Here is a 17,805-nt window from a genome sequence, read left to right on the forward strand (position 1 = left end):
CCGGCGCCTCAGGTCACAGCGCCTTCACCAGCTCCGGCACCGCATTGAACAGATCGGCTTCCAGGCCGTAGTCGGCCACGCTGAAGATCGGCGCCTCGGGGTCCTTGTTGATGGCCACGATGACCTTGCTGTCCTTCATGCCGGCCAGGTGCTGGATGGCCCCGGAGATGCCCGCGGCCACGTACAGCTGCGGCGCGACGATCTTGCCGGTCTGGCCGACCTGCCAGTCGTTGGGGGCGTAGCCCGCGTCCACGGCAGCGCGGCTGGCGCCCAGAGCGGCGCCCAGCTTGTCGGCCAGCGGGGTGAGCACTTCGTTGAACTTCTCGCTGCTGCCCAGCGCACGGCCACCACTGACGATGACTTTGGCGGCGGTGAGTTCGGGCCGGTCGTTCTTGGCGATCTCGCTGCCGACGAAGGTGGCCTTGTCGCTGGTGGCGGCGGCTTCGGCCTTCTCGATGGCCGCGCTGCCGCCCTCGTGCGCTGCGGCGTCAAAGCCGGTGCCGCGCACGGTGATGACCTTGACGGCGTCGGTGGCCTGCACGGTGGCAATGGCGTTGCCGGCGTAGATGGGGCGCTCGAAGGTGTCGGCGCTCACCACCTTGGTGATGTCGCTGACCTGGCCGACGTCGAGCTTGGCGGCCACGCGGGGGGCGATGTTCTTGCCGCTGGCGGTGGCCGGGAAGACGAGGTGGCTGTAGCTGCCGGCGATCGCCAGCACTTGCGCGGCGACGTTTTCGGCCAGGCCGTGCTCGAAGCCGGGGGCTTCGGCCAGGATGACCTTGCTGACGCCGGCGATCTTGGCGGCGGCGTCGGCCGCGGCTTGCGCGTTGTGGCCGGCGATGAGCACGTGCACGTCGCCGCCCATCTGGGTGGCGGCGGTGACGGTGTTGAAGGTGGCGCCCTTCAAGGACGCGTTGTCGTGTTCAGCGATGACGAGTGCGGTCATGGTCAGATCACCTTGGCTTCGGTCTTGAGCTTGGCCACGAGGGTGGCGACGTCGGGCACCTTGATGCCGGCGCTGCGCTTGGGCGGCTCGCTGACCTTGAGGGTCTTGATGCGGGGGGCGACGTCGACGCCGAGGTCGGCCGGCTTGACGGTCTCCAGCGGCTTTTTCTTGGCCTTCATGATGTTGGGCAGCGTGACGTAGCGCGGCTCATTGAGGCGCAGGTCGGTGGTGACGACCGCCGGCAGCGTGATGGCCAGGGTTTCCAGGCCGCCGTCGACTTCACGGGTGACGCTGGCTTTGCCATCGGCGACCTCGACCTTGGAGGCGAAGGTCGCCTGCGGCAGGTCGGCCAGCGCGGCCAGCATCTGGCCGGTCTGGTTGCAGTCGTCGTCGATGGCCTGCTTGCCCAGGATGATGAGGCCGGGCTGTTCCTTGTCCACCAGGGCCTTGAGCAGCTTGGCCACGGCCAGCGGCTGCAGCTCGTCCGCGCACTCCACCAGGATGCCGCGGTCGGCGCCGATGGCCATGGCGGTGCGCAGCGTTTCCTGGCACTGCGTGGGGCCGCAGGAGACGGCGATGACCTCGGTGGCCACGCCCTTTTCCTTCAGCCGCACGGCTTCTTCCACCGCGATCTCGTCGAACGGGTTCATGCTCATCTTGACGTTGGCGATGTCCACGCCGGTGCCGTCGGCCTTGACCCGCACCTTCACGTTGTAGTCGACCACCCGCTTGACGGGGACCAGGATCTTCATGCGCTTGTGCTCCTCGGAATGAAAAACCGTTGCCGGGCTGCGGAGGATTCTAGGAGTCGCCCCCGCTGGCCGATGGAAAAAAACGAACGACCGTTCGATTCTAGCGGCCAAGCCCGGGGAAGCGGGGCATTTTTGGCACCCGGGCGGACCCGAACCTACACTGCCGCGCCTCCGGTCCGCTCTCTTTCGCCCCTCACCATGACCCCTGCCCTGCCCCGCGTCCACATCGGCGTTTTCGATTCCGGGCTGGGGGGCCTGTCGGTGCTGCGAGACTTGCGCCAGGCCGGGTCGCAGGCGCAGCTGAGCTACCTGGCCGACAGCGGTCATGCGCCCTACGGCGAGCGCGACGCCGACTTCGTGGTCGAGCGCACCCGGCGGGCGGCGCGCTTCATGCGCGAGCGGGGGGCGCAGCTGCTGGTGATCGCCTGCAACACCGCGACCGCGGCGGCGGTGAACCCGCTGCGCGCGGAACTGGCCGGCTGGCCCATCGTCGGCATCGAGCCCGGCATCAAGCCCGCGCTGGCGCTGACACGCAACGGCCACATCGGCGTGATGGCCACACGCGGCACGCTGCACAGCGAGCGCTTTGTGGCGCTGCAGGCCATGCTGGCAGCCGAAGCCCCCGATGTGCGCTTTCACCTGCAGGCCTGCGTGGGCCTGGCACAGGCGATCGAGCAGCACCCGCTGCACAGCCCCGCCGTGGCCGAGGTGATCGCCCGCCACACCGCGCCGCTGCGCGAGGCCGGCTGCGACGTGGTGGTGCTCGGTTGCACCCACTACCCGCTGGTGGCACCGCAGATCCAGGCGAAGCTGGCGCCTGGCGTGCAGCTGGTGGACACCTCGCAGGCGGTGGCGCGCCGCACGGCCGCGCTGGCAGCGGAGCTGCCCCCGATCGCGGCCGCGCAGCCCGATGCGCTCTACACCACCGGCGACCCGGGGCCGTTGCAGGCGCTGGCCGAGCGCTGGGCCGGCGTGCGGGCCCTGGCGCAGCGCGTCAAGATTTGAGCGTGCCGCCCTGCCCGGCCGCGCGCATGCCGCGCGCCACGTCGATCGGCCGCAGCAACGCCAGCCCCATGAGGAAGAACGCCCCGGTGGACAGGATGGCCAGCCGGTGGTTGCCGGCCGTCAGCCAGGTGACCAGACCGTAGGTGAGCGGCCCCACGATGGCGGCCAGCCGGGTGGCGAAGGTCCAGAGGCCGAAGAACTCGGCCAGCCGGTCGGCCGGCGCCAGCACGCCGGCCAGTGCGCGCCCGGCCGATTGGCTGGAGCCCATGCACAGGCCCGCCAGCACCGCCGCCACCCAGAAGAGCGCCGGGCTGGTGGCCAGGTAAGCCAGCAGCGTCATCACCAGCCAGCCGACCAGCGTGGCGCCCAAGGCGCGCCGGTGGCCGATGCGGTCTTGCCAGTAGCCGAAGAGGAAGGCGCCGCCCGCCGAGGCGATGTTGACCGCGAACACCAGTGCCATGGTGTCGGTCTGCTGGAAGCCCAGCGCCTGTTCGGCATACACCGCCGCCAGCGCGATGACCACCGCGATGCCGGCCTGGTAGGCCGTGCTGCAGGCCATCAGCCAGGCGAAGTCGCGGTACTGGCCCGCCTCCCGCGCGGTGCGGGCCAGCCGGGCCAAGGCCTCGCCGAAGCCGCCCTGGGCCGTGGCGGCCGCAGGCTGCGGCCGGGCCCGCTCTTTCAACAGGGCGAAGGTGGCCAGCGACGCGAGGCCGTAGACCCCTGCGGTGATGAGCATGGTGACCGGCACGAACTGCGTGGCCTGCTGGCCCTGCGCTTGCGCCCACAGCACGTAGGCCAGCGACAGCCCCAGCGACAACATGCCGCCGAAGTAGCCGAAGCTCCAGCCCCAGCCGGAGACGCGGCCCAGCGCCTCGCGGCGCGACAGCTCGGGCAGGAAGGCGGCGTTCAGCGCCTCGCCATACGAATAGAAGACGTTGGACACCACCACCGCCACGGCGGCCAGGGCCACATCGCCGCGGCCGCAGAAGGCCAGGCCCACCGTGGCCACCACACAGCCGGCGGTGGTCCAGGCCAGCAGGCGCTTCTTGGCGCCGCGCTGGTCGGCATGGGCGCCCAGCGCGGGCACGGTGAACATGGTGATGGCACTGGAGACGGCGATGCACAGCGTCCAGGCCAGGGTGGCCCAGCTGGCGCCCTGCGCCACCACGCCCACGAAGTAGGCGTTGAAGACGGCGGTGAGCACCACCGTCGTGTAGCCCGAGTTGGCGAAGTCGTACATCGCCCAACCGAACACTTCGCGTTTTTGGACGCCGTCGTTCAGCGCCGCTTGGGGAAACCAGCTCAAGCCCACTCCTGCCGTTAGGCGGCGGAGCCTAGCACTGCGGCGTGAAACGGATCAGCGCTGTGGGCCAGCGCCTCGGCGGCGGGCCGCGCTGGGTTCGCAGGCGCGCGCTCGGTCGGCTGGCGCCGCCTGCGCCTCAGGTGCCTCGGCAGCCGCCGGCGGCTCCAGCAGGTCGGCCAGCAAGGCCTCGAACCAGGCGGCGCCCTCCGGCGAGGCATAGCTGACCAGGGGACGGGCGCCACGCCGGGCCGATGCGCTGCCGGCCGGCACGAACTTCACCCCCGGTAGCGAGCGGCCACCGCGCGGCGGTGCCAACTGGATGAACGATGACGGGTGGCTGAAGTCCATGCGTCTGTCTCCTCGGGTGCCGGATTCTTGGCCCGCGTTCGCGGGGGCGGCATCACCTTCAAGGGGGATGGAAAGTCAGCAATCACTCACCGGATGGCGGGCACCCACAGCTGCAGGCGCGGCAGCATCATCCGGTAGGGCAGCAGCAGCACCACGGCCATCAGCCACTTGATGCTGAGGTCGCCGGCGGCCAGGGCCAGCCAGTCGAGATCGGTGCCGGCGAAGGCCAGCGCGAAGAAGATCAGCGTGTCCAGCACCGAGGCCACCGAAGAGCCGACCAGCGGCGCCTTCCACCACGACTGGGCGCGCCAGCGGTTGAACACCGCCACGTCCAGCAGCTGCGAGACGATGAAGGCCGCGCCCGACGCCACTGCGATGCGCCAGGGCGCCAGCAGCAGCGACACCACCACCGCGATGGCAAAACCCATCCAGGCCACGCGGCGGGCTGCCTGGGCGCCGACCGCGCGGTTGGTCAGGTCCGTCACCAGATAGGCCACCGGAAAGGTGAAGGCGCCCCAGGTGAGCCAGTCGTTGATCGGGAACTGGACCAGGAAGTTGGACGAGACGATGACGAGCATCATCGCCAGCACCGGACGCCACAGGCGCCCGAGCGGGAGTCGGGATTCGGTCATGGTGAGCAGAGGGAGAGGAGCGCACCGCCGATGGGCGCGCCCGATGGTGCCGGGGACGGGACTCGAACCCGTACGCCGCTTGCGCGACAGCAGATTTTAAGTCTGCGGCGTCTACCGATTTCGCCACCCCGGCCGGGGGCGCGCAGCATACCGGATGGCGCCGCCGGCTACTTGCGCTGGTTGTCGAGCGAAGGCGGCGGGGTGTAGCCCAGCTCGCGGGCCCGGGCCTCCCAGCGGGCGGCGGGCTGCGGCTGGTCGAGCCGGCGGTAGTGCAGCGCCAGCTCGTAGCTGGCGATGCCGTTGCCCAGCTCGGCCGCGTACTGCATCCAGCCCTCGTAGCGCGACAGCTCGGCGCCGCTCTGCACGTCGGTGCGCCAGGCGCGGCCGACGCGGGCGGCCGCGTCCTTGTCACCCCGGGCGGCCTTCAGCAGGTCGGCCTGGTAGTCCTTGTCGGCGCCAGGGTGGGGATCGAACGATCGGCGGAACAGCCGGATGTCGTTGCGGCGCAGGATGGTGGCCGCCTCCTTGGCGCCTTCACGCATCACCTCGGCGCCGCCGGCCAGCTTGCTGTCGGGCCAGCGCTGCAGGTAACGGTCGGCCAGGCGCACCACGTCGGGCGGCCACACGGTGGCCTGCAGCGTGGCCCAGTCGCCGGCTTCGTCTTCGGTGCCGAAGCGGCCGGCCGCGGCCGGTGCCGGGCGCTGAGCCAGCAGCACCGGCTGGCGGGTGTTCTCGGCGATGAACGGGAACTGCGCGAACTGGCGGATCAGCCCCACCGGGTGGTTGAGCATGGTGCGCTGGGTTTCCAGCTTGGTCAGCCGGAACAGGTCGGAGAACGACAGCTCGTCCGACGCGGTGGTCAGCTGGTGCACCAGGGCGCCGGTGTAGAAGGTGTTCTGCGTCGGGTTGTTGGGCGCTAGCGCGGGCTTGCCGGCGCCGGTGGAAAACGCGATCAGGCAGCCGGGCGGCGCTTCCACCTGGTTCAGGCCCTCACCGGGCTTGAGGGCGGCGCGCAGGTCGGTGCGGCAGGCGTCGATCACCGCGATGGTGAGACCGCGCTCGCGGCGCGGCAGCTTCAGCACCACGTCGGGCTGCAGCACCATGCTGCCCTTGAGCAGCGTCTCCGGCGCGGCCGAGGGATTGACGCCCGCACCCAGCAGCAGGTTCTCGGCGTTCATCTGCACGCCGTGGCCGCTGAAGTAGAAAAAGACGATGGTGTCAGGCGGCGCCGCGGCCACCTGGCGCAGGAAACCTTCCACCGTGCTGCGCGCGGCGGCCGGGTCGAGGTCGACCGCGGCCGTGACCTTGAAGCCGCGCTTGGCCAGCGCCGCCTCCATGTCGTGCACGTTCTTGTGGATGGACGGCAGGTCGAAGGGCTCGGGGTAGGCGCGGTTGCCCAGCACCAGCGCCAGGCGCTCGCCCAGCACCACGGCGGCTGGCACCTCCGGCGCTTCGGCCGGGGCGGCGGGCGGGCTGGCGACGGGCGCCGGTGCGGGAGGGGGCGCCGGGGCTGGCGCACCATAGCCGCCACCGTACTGGGCCCAGGCGGCGGGCAGGCTGGCACCGGCCCAGGCCGCCAGCGGCCATTGCCACAAGGACCGGCGCAGTGGCGACGGCAGCCCGGACTCGGTGGGCGGTTCGTCGGCGATGCGGGCGGGCTGGTTCTTCGACGGAGTATCTCGGGTCATTTGGCGCAGTCCAGCGCAGGCCAGGAAGGCTCGCATTGTTCCGGCAAACGGATGCCATCGCTGCCCTGGGTGGCGGGTCGTCCGGGGCCTACTTCGGCGATCACGCCGGCACGCAGCCGCACCGCCACGTTCTCGGTGCGCACCGCTTCCTCGAAGCGCTCCTTGCGCGCCTGCTCGGACACCGACGCCACCGACGACAGCGAGCCGCTCAACTGCGGCGAAGCCGGCAGGAAGCCGTTGTACAGCACCGGCACCTCGCTGAGCTGGCCGGCGCCATCGTGGAAGAAGCTGTACAGCCCGGCCGCGATGCGCGGGCCGGTGAGGTAAATGGCGGTGGAGCCGCGCGCGCCGTTCTTGGGCAGCACCTGCACGAAGCCGGCGCTCAGGCCCGCGCGCGGCGCGTCGGTGGTGATGGCGCCCACCTCCACCGCGATCGGCGCATCGCTGTTGCCGAAGGTGCTGCTGCCCTCGTAGGCCAGCGGGTCCAGCAGCGTGAGCTGCAGGCCGGGCGTCGAGCGGATGGTGCCGAAGGCCGCGTCGTTGTACCAAAGCCGGGCGCGGATCAAGCTGCCGGGGTCGGTGCGCAGCGTGCCGGCCGTCAGGCGCACCAGGTCGCCGGCCAGGCCGTTGACGGTCAGGCTGCCGCCGCCGTCCAGCGCCAGCGTCTGGCTGCCGATGCGCAGGTTCTGGCCGGCCAGCGTGATGACGGATTGCCGCGCCGGCAGTGCGACGTTGACTGCGCCGCCTTCCACGTTGGCCGTCCAGGCGCTGCCGAAGCTGGTGGGCGTTAGCGTGGCGCCATTGCTGCTGAGCGCGGCCACATGGCCGCCGAAGTCGTTGGCCTCCTGCCCCAGGCGGATGGAGCCACCCGCCACCGAGACCAGCAGCAGGCCGCTGCCGTCGGCGCTGGTGATGCGGCTGCCGGTGGACTGGGTGATCACGTCGCTGGCCACGTGCAGCACGCGGCCGTCGGGGTCGACGACGCCGGGGGCGACGTCGGCGGCGGCATAGGTGGGCGTGGCATGCGACACCAGGGCCAGTTGCGCACTGCCTTCCAGCGACCAGGCGCCGGCCAGCGTCAGCAACCCGGCGTCGATGCGGCTGTCGCCGGCAGTCACGCGCAGGTCGCCCAGCAGCAGGTCGGCATGGGCGCCGCCGCTGGCCTGCAGCGTGCTCAGCTGCACCGAGGCGGCATCGATCGACAGGGGCTGCGTGGCGCTGGTGTGCCAGTCGTTGCCGGCAGCGGTGGCGCTGAGCGCGCCGCCGGCCACCAAGCGGATCGGCGCGGTGGCGACGACCGTGACCGGTGCCGCATAGCGCTGGTCGCCGCGGGTGGTGACCGAACCGGCCAGCGACGCAGCGCCCTGGGCATCGAGCGACTGCAGCGTTTCCGCACCGCCCAGTTCCAGCGTGGCGCCGGACGCGATGGTGAGCGCGGTGGCATCGGGCAGCCGCTCGTTGCCTACGGTGCGCAGCCGGCCGGCCTGCACCGTGGTGCTGCCGGTGTAGACGTTGGCACCGCCCAGGCTGAGCGTGCCGCCACCGGTCTTGGTGAGGCGGCCGCTGCTGGCGCCGTCGGCGGCCACACCGTTGTAGGTCAGCGTCTGGCCCTCGGCCACCTCCAGCGTGCCGCCCGCACCTTGCAGCGCCAAGCCGCGGCTGGCGGCCAGCTCGGTGCTGGCGGTCACGCGCAGGGTGCCGCCGTCCAGCAGCAATTGGCCGGCCGTGGCACCGGCCGGTGCGCGGCCCAGCAGGCCGTCACGCGCGATGCTGAGGGTGCCGGCCAGCACGCGGGTGGCGCCGGTGAAGTCGTTATCGGTGGCGCTGGCCAGCGTGAACGTGCCGGCGCCCTGCTTGGTCAGGCCGCCGTCGCCCGATATGCGGCCGCTGAAGGTGGCATCGCTGGCGTCGCCCACGGTCAAGGCGCCGCTCACCAAGGTGAGCAAGGCGCTGCCGTCGGTGCCGGCGGCATCGGCCAGGCGGTTCAGGGTCTGATCGCCACCCAGCGTGAGGCGTGCGCCGTTGCCCAGGCTCAGCTGGGTGTCGCCCAGCAGCCGGTTGGCGCTGGCGGTGCGCAGCTCGCCGCCTTGCACGGCGATGGTGGGCGACTGCAGCGTGCCGGCCGTGTCCACCAGCAGGCTGCCACCGGTGACACTGGTGCTGCCGGCTTGCACGGCCGCCGCCAGCGTGCCGCCGCCGGGGCTGCGCAGCGTGGCGGTGCTGAGAGCGGCATTCAGGCTGCCGCCGTCCATCACCGCCTCGCTGCTGGTGAGCGAGCCGGGGCCGTCGATGCGACCTTGAACCAGCAGATTGCCCACGGTCTCCGCGCCGGCCAGCTGCAAGGCGGCTCCGTTGCGCACCTGCAGTTCGGCCGCGCTGAGGCGGCCGGCCGATGTGGTGGCAAGCGTGCCACCGGCCACATCGATCACCGGCGCGGCCAGGGTGCCGCCATCCAGCGTCAGCAGGCCAGACTGCAGCTGCGCCGTGCCGCTGGCGGCCACGGCTGCGCCGATCACCGAAGTGCCATCGCTGGTGAAGCTGGCCACGCTCAGCGGCGTGAACACGCTGCCGCTGCTGAGCGCCGCAAGCTGGGCTGTGAGCAGGCCACCGCCGCTCAGGCTGCCGCTGAGTGCGAGCTGCCCCAGCGTCTGTGCATCTGCCAGCGACAGCGTGGCACCAGCCAGCACCTGCACCTGTGCGCTGGCGGCCAGGCGGTTGGCGCCGCTGAGCGTCAAGGTGCCGCTTTGCACCGCCACGCTGGTGGCTGCCGACAGGCCTTGCAACTGCGTGGCGCCGTTGCTGGTGAGCGCGCCAGCGCCGAGATTGGCCTGCACAAGGGCGCCGTCCTGCAGCGCATAGACGCCCGGGGTGCTCAAGGTAGCGCCCGCGGTGCCCGCCAGCAGTTGGCCGGCCAGTTGCAGTTCGGCCACCGTCTTGTCGCCCTGCAGTTCCACGGTGCCGGTCTGCGCCACCTGCAGGGCCGCAGTGGCAGCCTGATCGCTGGCGCCGGCCAGCAGCAAGGTGCCCTGTTGCACCGCCACGCGGCTCACATCCACCGTGCCTTGCAGGCTGAAGCGGCTGCCACCCTGCTTGGTGAGTTGGCTGCCCGCGGTGCCGGTCAGGTTGCCGCCGTAGCTGCTGTCGCCCGCCGCGCCGGCGGCAAGCGCAAAGCCGCCCAGTTGCGCAGGGCCGCTGCCGCTGAGCAGACCGATCGTTTCGGTGCCACCCAGCACCAGCGTGCTGCCGGGCTGCAATTGCAACGCGGTGGTGTCGGGAAGGCGCTCATCGCCTTGCGTGGCCAGGGTGCCGGCGTTGACCAGCGTGGCGCCGACATAGCGGTTGTCGGCGGCCAGGGTCAGGCGACCAACGCCGGCCTTCACCAGGTCGGCCAATGCCGGGCCATCGACAGCGCCCAGGAGGTTGAGGCCGCTGGCCGCATCGCCCACGCTGAAGGTGGTGGTGGCCGCCAGCGTGATGGGCGACTGGATGCTGCCGCCGCCGGTGCCGCTGGACACGGTGCCGCCCTGGCTCAGCAGGCTGGTGTTGGTGAGGGTGGCGCCGCCGCTCAGTGCCAGCCCAGCACCGGCTGCCAGGTTCAGTGCGCCAGTGCCCGCGGTCGCCGCCGTGCCCGAAAGCTGCAGCGTGCCTTCGTCCAGCGCCACATCGCCGGCAAAGCCGTTGGCCGCGCTGAGCACCGCCGTGCCCTGCCCGCTCTTGCGCAGGCCACCGCTGCCGGTCACCGCGCCCTGCAGCTGCAGGCTGGCGCCGTTGGCCACCTGCAGCGTGGTGGTGCCGGTGAGCGTGGTGGCACTGTCGATGCGGCTGTTGCCGGCGCTGACGTCGACGGTGCCGCCGGCACTGGCCAGCGTCGGGTTGGCCAGTACCGCGCCATTGCGCAGGTCCAGCGTGCCGGCCGCAGCCAGCGTGGCGGCGCCCTGCCCGGCGCGCGCCGCGCCGCCGTCCAGCCGCAGCGTGCCGACGTTGACGGCGGTGGTACCGGTGTAGACGTTGCCGGTGCTGAAGGTCACCGTGCCGTTGGTGGTCTTGGTCACGCCGGCGCTGCCGGCCAGCACGGCGCTGACGGTGCCGTTGCGCAGGTCGAAGCCGGTCGGGCCGTTGTTGCTGGTCAGCGTGCCGGGCCCGGTGATGCTGCCGTTGGCCAGGGTAACGGCGCCCACCTGGTCGTTAACGCCAGCGGCCAGCGCCAGCGCGGCGGCACTGCCGTTGACGATCAGCGCGCCGGTGTCGAGCAAGCCACCGCCGCTGCCGATCTGCAGGATGCCGTCGCTGATGGTGGTGCCGCCGCTGTAGGTGTTGGCCGCGCCGAGGCTGACGGTGCCGTTGGTGGTCTTGGTCACCGCCGCGCTACCGGCCAGCACGGCGCTCACGCTGCCGTCGCGCAGGTCGAAACCCGAGTTGCTGGTGAGGGTGCCCGGGCCGTTGATGCTGCCGTTGACCAGGCTGACCGCGCCCACCTGGTCGTTGACGCCGGCTGCCAGCCCCAGCGCCGCGCCGCTGCCGTTGATGGTGACGCTCCCGCTGTTGGACAGCCCGCCCCCGCTGTTGATCTGCAGCGTGCCGCCGCTGATGGCGGTGCCGCCGGTGTAGGTCTGCGCGGCCGTGACGGTGACGATGCCGCCGGTGCTCTTTGTCGATGCGCCACTGCCGGCCAGCGTGGCCGCCAGCGTGCCCGCTTCCAACGCATAACTGGCGGCCGTGAGGGTGCCGCCGGTGATGCTGCCGTTGGCCAGCCGCAGGCTGGCGGCGGTGTCGCTGAAGCCGTTCAGGTCCAGCGTCGCATTCAACCCGTCGATGGTGAGCGCGGTGGCGTTGGGCAAGGCCGTAGCCGACCCCATGCGCAGAGTGCCGTCGCTGACCAGCGTGCTGCCCGCGTAGCTGTTGGTGCCGCTCAACGTCACGCGGCCGCTGCCGTCCTTCACCAGGCCACCGCTGCCGCCCAGGTTGCCGCTGACCGTCAGCCCGGTGGTGGCGTCGCCCGAGCGCACGGTGGTGGTGGCGGACAGCGTGGCCGTGCCGCTGTAGGTGCCACCGCCGGTGGAGCTGTTGATCACGCCACCGTTGCTGGTCAGGGTGTTGCCGATGGTGGTGCCGACGATGTCCAGCTCGGCCGACGTGCTGGCGAGCGTGACGCCGCCGCTGCTCAAGTTGCCCCCACCGCTGACCCGCAGCGTGCCGGTGACGATGTCGGTGTCACCCAGGTAACTCTGGCCTGCGGTGATGGTGACGGTGCCGTTGGTGGTCTTGTTCACGCCCCCGCTGCCGGCCAACGCGGCGCTGATGCTGCCATTGCGCACCTCGAAGTCGGTGTTGCTGGTCAGCGTGCCCGGGCCGTTGATGCTGCCGTTGGTCAGCGTCACCGCACCCACAAGGTCGTTCACGCCAGAAGCCAGCGCCAGCACCGCTGTGCCGCCATTGATGTTCAGTGCACCCGTGTTCAGCAGGCCGCCACCGCTGTTGATCTGCAGCGTGCCGTCGCTGATCGTCGTGCCGCCGCCGTAGGTCTGCGCGGCGGTAACCGTCACCGTGTTGGCGCCGCCGGCCGTGGTCTTGGTCAGTCCGCCGTTGCCGGCCAGCGCGGTGTTGATGCTGCCGTTGCGCACGTCGAAACCCACGTCGCTGGTCAGCGTGCCCGGTCCGTTGATGCTGCCGTTGGTCAGCGTGACGGCGCCCACGATGTCATTCACGCCGGAAGCCAGCGCCAGCACCGCTGTGCTGCCATTGATGTTCACTGCGCCCGTGTTCAACAGGCCGCCACCGCTGTTGATCTGCAGCGTGCCGTCGCTGATCGTCGTGCCGCCGCTGTAGGTCTGCGCGGCGGTGACCGTCACCGTGTTGGCGCCCCCGGCCGTGGTCTTGGTCAGTCCGCCGTTGCCGGCCAGCACGGTGTTGATGCTGCCGTTGCGCACGTCGAAACCCACGTCGCTGGTCAGCGTGCCCGGTCCGTTGATGCTGCCGTTGGTCAGCGTGACGGCGCCCACGATGTCATTCACGCCAGACGCCAAGGCCAGCACCGCGGCACTGCCGTTGATGTTCACCGCGCCGTCGTCGCGCAAGCCGCCGCCGCTGTTGATCTGCAGCGTGCCGTCGGTGATGGTGGTGCCGCCGCTGTAGATGTTGGCCGCGCTGAGGGTGACGGTGCCGTTGGTGGACTTGGCCAAGCCGGCGCCGCCGGCCAGCACCGCGCCGATGCTGCCGCTGCGCACGTCGAAACCGGTGTTGCTGGTGAGCGTGCCCGGGCCGTTGATGCTGCCGCTGATCAGCGTCACCGCGCCCACCAGGTCGTTGACGCCGGAAGCCAGCGCCAGCACCGCAGCGCCGCCATTGATGCTCACCGCGCCATCGTCGCGCAAGCCGCCGCCGCTGTTGATCTGCAGCGTGCCGTCGGTGACGGTGGTGCCGCCGCTGTAGCTGTTGGCGGCGCTGAGGGTGACGGTGCCGTTGGTGGACTTGGCCAGGCCGGCGCCGCCGTCCAGCACCGCGCCGATGCTGCCGCTGCGAATGTCGAAGCCGGTGTTGCTGGTGAGCGTGCCCGGGCCGTTGATGCTGCCGGTGATGAGCGTGACCGCGCCCACCAGGTCGTTGACGCCGGAAGCCAGCGCCAGCACCGCAGCGCCGCCATTGATGCTCACCGCGCCATCGTCGCGCAAGCCGCCGCCGCTGTTGATCTGCAGCGTGCCGTCGGTGACGGTGGTGCCACCGGTGTAGGTGTTGGCCGCAGAGAGCGTGACGGTGGTAGCGGTGGACTTGGTCAGGCCGGCGGTGCCGGCAAGCACGGCGCTGATGCTGCCGTTGCGCACGTCGAAGCTGACGTTGCTGGTGAGCGTACCCGGGCCGTTGATGCTGCCGCTGGTCAGCGTCACGGCGCCCACCTGGTCATCCACACCGGAGGCCAGCGCCAGCACGGCGCCAGCGCCGTTGACGGTCACGGCGCCATCGTTGCGCAGCCCACCGCCAGTGTTGATCTGCAAGGTGCCGTCGGTGATGGTGGTGCCGCCGCTGTAGGTGGCAGCTGCGCCGAGCGTGACGGTGTTGCTGGTGGACTTGGACAGCGCGCCCGTGCCCGTCAGGATGGCGTTGATGGCGCCGGACTGCACGTTGAACGCCGTGCCGGACAGGCTGCCGCCGCCGGTGCCGTTGATGGTGCCGCTGGACAGCGTGACCGTGCCGGCCGACAGGTTGAGCGCACCCACCTCCAAGGTGCCGCCATTGACGTTGACCGCGCTGCCCGACGGGAAGGCCGCCGCACTGCTGAACTGCAGCTCCCCGGAAGCAGCGCTGATGCCGCCACTGAAGGTGTTGGTGCCGCTCAGGCTCAGCACGCCAGTGCCTTGCTTGGTCAAGGAACCGGTGCCGCCCAGCGAACTGACCACCCCGCTCGCGCCCGCCACGCTCCAGGTGTTGGTGCCGGTGAGCTGGCTGCTGCCATTGATCAACAGATTGCCGGCCGTGATGTTGCTGTTGGCGAACGCGTGCACGCCCGTTCCGCCCCCGCGCGTCAGCGACACTGTGCCGGTGGCCTCGAGCGTGCTGTTCACGGCCACGCGTCCGGTGCCGCTCGCGCTGCCGCTGGCGGGATCGTTGGCCACGAGCACCAGGTTGGCCGTGCCGCCCTGCAAGCGGATGGCCTGGTTGATGTCGATGTTGTTGCCCGCGTTCAAGGTCAGCGACTGACCTGAGCTCGAGGTGATGGCCGCATTGACCGCGATGTTGTTGGTGGCCTGCAGCAAGACAGGGTTGGTCAGAAGCTGCTGCTCCACGGCCGTTGCGGTGATGACGCTGTTGACACCTCCATCAGCGAACGCCAGCGTCGGCGTGCTCAGGTCGCCGTTCGTGCCGTCCCCGTCGATGTCGGCGCCACCGCCCTGGATGGTGAGGTCGGTCGGGTCCAGCAGCAGGCGCCCCGGCCGCCCGGCGGGCGCGCGCAGGTCGGCGCTGCCCTGGTAGGCCAGGTACTGCTTGCCCGACACCTCCACCTGCCCGCCGTCGCCACCCGCCGCGCCGCCGCGTGCGGTGATCTGGCCCTGGAAACGGGTGGCCTGGTCCGACCACAACACCACCGTGCCGCCGTCGCCCTGGGTCTGCGCGCTGGCGTCGAGGGTGGCGCCGCGCGCCACGGCCGTCATCTGCGCATTCGACTCCGGCCCCTTCCCCTGCCAGTTCCCCCCCACCAGCACCGTGCCGCCACCGGCGTCCCCGCGCGCATCCACGCGCGCAGTGCCGGTCAGCAGCACCTTCTCGCCCAGCACCGTGGCCTGGCCGCCTTGTTCGCCCGGCTGCAGGCCGCTCACGTCCACGGTGCCGGCCACCTGGGTGATGCCGGCGGGTCCGCCGTCGATGACGACGCGGCCTTCACGCTGGCCCAGGCCGCGGGCGCGCACGATGCCGTCCATGTTCAGCACCGTGTCGGCAAAGCCGCTGCGGGCCACGGCGCGGGCTTCCACGCTGCCGCCATCGGCCAGCACGCTGCCGAGCAGCGACAGGCGCGTGGCCAGGTCTTCGTTGCGCACGTTGAAGAAGATCAGGCCGTCGCCTTCCACGTCCACCTGCACCGCGCCCGCCGCCGCCAGGCCCACGCGGGCCGCGCTGATGGTGCCCGACTGCACCAGCGTGGGCGCCACCAGCGCCACGGTGCCGCTGGCCTGGATGTCGCCTTCGGCCCTCAGCTCACCCGGCTGGCCGATGCCGCGGGTGAGCTGGTAGCGGCCGTTGGCCAGGGCCTGCGGATCGATGTCCAGCGTGGTGGCCACCAGGCCGCCCACGCTCACCTGCGAGCCCGCGCCGAACAGGATGCCGCGCGGGTTGGACAGGAACACCCGCCCGTTGGCCTGCAGCTGGCCCAGGATCACGCTGGGGTCGGCGCCCACCACGCGGTTGAACAGCACCGCACTGGCATTGGGCTGCTGCACCTGCACCTTCTCGCCGGCGCCAATGGAAAAGCCCTGCCAGTCGATGCCGGCCTTGGCCGTGTCCTGCCGGATGACCAGCTGGCCACCCTGGGGCGTGCCCACCTGCACCTGGCCGGAGGTGACCTGGGCCCCGCCGGGCAGGGCCAGCGCGGGGCCGGCCACGGCCAGCGCAGCGGCCAGGCACACCGGCTTGAGAGCCACCCAGGCCGCGGCCTGCGGGCGACGGGACGGGCGGGCAGCGCCGGCGCAGCGGCTGCGTGCGGCGGGCTGTCGGAACATGCGGCGGTCAGGCATCGGAAACCCCCAGGGTCGAAGCACGGCGGCGCGGTGGCCGCCGTCGCTCAGAACAGCTTGCTGAATTGCAGGTACAGGCGCGGGTCGCGCACGCGGCTGTCGGCCTTGGGCGTGCCGGACAGCGGCTTGGCCAGGCTGGCGCGCAGCGCATAGCCGCCCGGCCGCACCCACGACACCGCCAGGCCGGCCGCGGTGTAGGTAGCGGCGTTGTCGAAGCCGGCCGGCCGCGCCGAGGCGTCGTGCCGGTACTTCACGCGGCCGGCGTCGTAGAAGGCGCCGAACACCAGCTCGCGCGAGAGCTGGCCCAGCCAGCTTTCGGGCGGCAGCAGCCGCAGCTCCAGCGTCATCAGCTGGCCGCTGTCGCCGGTGCCTTCGCCGGGCGCGAAGCCTCGCACGCCATCAGGTCCACCCAGGCGGAACTGCTCGGTGGTGTCCAGGTTGGAGAAGGCCTGCTGCGCCCGCAGCGCGATGTACAGCAGCAACCGCTGGTCGACGATGTTCTGCAGCCGGGTGAAGGCCAGCGTGAGCTTGCGGTAGTGGGCGTCGTCGTCCAGCCCGGCCGGCACGCCGTCGGGGTAGTCCACGCGGCCCAGCGACAGGTTGGCCTCGTAGGTGTTGACGCCGCCGGACAGCAGGCTGTCGCGGAAGTCGCCGGTGGTGCCCAGCGTCAGGCTGTCGACGCGCTTCTTGTCCTCGCTGCGCGTCACGTCGCGGCGGTCGGTGTAGCGCTTGTGCTCGTACGAACCCACCACGAAGGTGTTGAGGTTGCGCGAGCGCACCAGCGGGTACAGCGCATAGGTGGTGAGGTTGAACGCGTTGCCGTTGACGTCCAGCGGGAACTCGTCTTCGTCCAGTTGGTAGTGCACCGCCGACACGGAGGCGCCCAGCTTCAGCCCGTCGCTGCCCACCGGCAGCGTGTAGCCGGCCAGCAGGAAGGTGAGGCCGCCGTTGAACGAGCGCAGCGCATTGAGCGTGAGGGCATCGCCGCGGCCCAGCAGGCTGTTGCCCGACAGCAGCGCGCCCACCCGCTCACGGCCCAGGAAGCGCGAACCGTTGAGGTCCAGGTCCAGCTTGCCGGTCCAGCGCGCTTCAGGCGTGGGCGTGACCACCAGCGTGGCGGTGCCGGGCACCGAGCCGGTCTTCACATCGAAGCGCGCAGTGATGCCGCGCAGGTCGTTGAGCAGGAACACCACCCGCTCGACGTCGCGCACCCGCAGGATGTCGCCGGGCTGCAGGCGCGCCAGGTAAGCCTCCACCACCTCGCGCCGCACGGGCAGGTCGTCGCGCCACACCAGCTCCACCTTGTCGAGCCGGCCTTCCAGCAGCGCGATCTGGATGACCCCCCGTTCAGGGGACTGCTCAGGCAGGTAGGCATAGCCCAGGTAGTAGCCCAGCTCGCGCTGCAGGTAGCGGGTGACCTCGGTGGCCGCATTGACCAGGTCTTCGTAGCTGCGCCGGGGGCCAACATACGCCGCCGTCAGCGCCGGCAGCGCCTCGCGCAGCGCGGCGGGCGCGTTCGGGGGCAGCGCGTAGCCGGTGACGTCGATCGCGATGTCGTCCTGCGGTTTGGCCAGCTCTCGCGGGGGCGTGGGTTGCGCGGGCAGGTCGGCCGCGTCGGTGGCCGGGCGCGCAGGGCGCGGCGCCAGCTCCGCAGGCGTGGGCACCACGGGCATCGGCCGCTCGGTGGTCTGGGCGTGCGCAAGGCCCGTCACCACGCTCAGCACCCCCGCGGCCACCCGTGAAATCAGCCACTGCGGATGTGCGAAATTCACACCGGCAGACCGCGTTGCTGCGGATTTGTGCCGGCTTTTCTTCTTCGTGTTCATCACTCCCCCAACCACGGCCTTGCGCATGGCCGGCGCATGGTAGCGAAGGAGTTCACGGATCTTCATCCCCCAAGCGGTTGACTT

Annotated in this window: 9 protein-coding genes and 1 tRNA gene; 1 reads left to right on the forward strand and 9 read right to left on the reverse strand. The window is 71.2% G+C overall.

The annotated features are described in order from the left end of the window. Positions 1–13 precede the first annotated feature (13 nt). Together MW290_RS25240 and MW290_RS25245 are read right to left on the reverse strand one after the other, a co-directional pair. Positions 14–946 carry an electron transfer flavoprotein subunit alpha/FixB family protein gene (locus MW290_RS25240; protein ID WP_250197095.1) on the reverse strand — a complete coding sequence of 311 codons (933 nt, stop codon included), beginning with the start codon at positions 944–946 and terminating at the stop codon, positions 14–16. Positions 947–948: 2 nt separating this feature from the next. Next, positions 949–1,698 carry an electron transfer flavoprotein subunit beta/FixA family protein gene (locus MW290_RS25245; protein WP_250197096.1) on the reverse strand — a complete coding sequence of 250 codons (750 nt, stop codon included), beginning with the start codon at positions 1,696–1,698 and terminating at the stop codon, positions 949–951. A 198-nt stretch (positions 1,699–1,896) separates the two neighbouring features. Here MW290_RS25245 and murI point away from each other — a divergent pair, with 198 nt between their 5' ends. Next, positions 1,897–2,703 carry a glutamate racemase gene (gene murI / locus MW290_RS25250; protein ID WP_250197097.1) on the forward strand — a complete coding sequence of 269 codons (807 nt, stop codon included), beginning with the start codon at positions 1,897–1,899 and terminating at the stop codon, positions 2,701–2,703. On the opposite strand, the gene MW290_RS25255 is transcribed toward murI, so the two are convergent. The 7 genes from MW290_RS25255 to MW290_RS25285 form a co-directional block, all read right to left on the reverse strand. Continuing rightward, complete coding sequence (locus tag MW290_RS25255; RefSeq protein ID WP_250197098.1) at positions 2,693–4,009, reverse strand: MFS transporter; 1,317 nt, start codon at positions 4,007–4,009, stop codon at positions 2,693–2,695. The genes murI and MW290_RS25255 overlap by 11 nt on opposite strands. 51 nt (positions 4,010–4,060) lie before the next feature. Beyond that, positions 4,061–4,354 carry a hypothetical protein gene (locus MW290_RS25260; protein WP_250197099.1) on the reverse strand — a complete coding sequence of 98 codons (294 nt, stop codon included), beginning with the start codon at positions 4,352–4,354 and terminating at the stop codon, positions 4,061–4,063. A gap of 86 nt (positions 4,355–4,440) precedes the next feature. Then, a complete protein-coding gene (locus MW290_RS25265; RefSeq protein WP_250197100.1) occupies positions 4,441–4,986 on the reverse strand; it encodes a VUT family protein in 546 nt (181 codons plus the stop codon). A 44-nt stretch (positions 4,987–5,030) separates the two neighbouring features. Continuing rightward, positions 5,031–5,119: transfer RNA gene (locus MW290_RS25270), tRNA-Leu, on the reverse strand. 34 nt (positions 5,120–5,153) lie between these two features. Beyond that, positions 5,154–6,674, reverse strand: coding sequence for a caspase family protein (locus tag MW290_RS25275; protein ID WP_250197101.1), 1,521 nt, complete (start codon positions 6,672–6,674; stop codon positions 5,154–5,156). Continuing rightward, a complete protein-coding gene (locus MW290_RS25280; protein ID WP_250197102.1) occupies positions 6,671–15,880 on the reverse strand; it encodes an autotransporter-associated beta strand repeat-containing protein in 9,210 nt (3,069 codons plus the stop codon). The genes MW290_RS25275 and MW290_RS25280 overlap by 4 nt, the downstream gene beginning before the upstream one ends. A gap of 62 nt (positions 15,881–15,942) precedes the next feature. After that, complete coding sequence (locus MW290_RS25285) at positions 15,943–17,667, reverse strand: ShlB/FhaC/HecB family hemolysin secretion/activation protein (protein WP_250197103.1); 1,725 nt, start codon at positions 17,665–17,667, stop codon at positions 15,943–15,945. Positions 17,668–17,805 lie beyond the last annotated feature (138 nt).

The organism is Aquincola tertiaricarbonis (genome assembly GCF_023573145.1).
Taxonomy (GTDB): domain Bacteria; phylum Pseudomonadota; class Gammaproteobacteria; order Burkholderiales; family Burkholderiaceae_C; genus Aquincola; species Aquincola tertiaricarbonis_B.

Coding starts and splice junctions, on each gene's coding strand:
- MW290_RS25240 (WP_250197095.1), bottom strand. CDS start 946: ATGACCGCACTCGTCATCGCTGAACACGACAACGCGTCCTTGAAGGGC.
- MW290_RS25245 (WP_250197096.1), bottom strand. CDS start 1,698: ATGAAGATCCTGGTCCCCGTCAAGCGGGTGGTCGACTACAACGTGAAG.
- murI (WP_250197097.1), top strand. CDS start 1,897: ATGACCCCTGCCCTGCCCCGCGTCCACATCGGCGTTTTCGATTCCGGG.
- MW290_RS25260 (WP_250197099.1), bottom strand. CDS start 4,354: ATGGACTTCAGCCACCCGTCATCGTTCATCCAGTTGGCACCGCCGCGC.
- MW290_RS25265 (WP_250197100.1), bottom strand. CDS start 4,986: ATGACCGAATCCCGACTCCCGCTCGGGCGCCTGTGGCGTCCGGTGCTG.
- MW290_RS25275 (WP_250197101.1), bottom strand. CDS start 6,674: ATGACCCGAGATACTCCGTCGAAGAACCAGCCCGCCCGCATCGCCGAC.
- MW290_RS25280 (WP_250197102.1), bottom strand. CDS start 15,880: ATGTTCCGACAGCCCGCCGCACGCAGCCGCTGCGCCGGCGCTGCCCGC.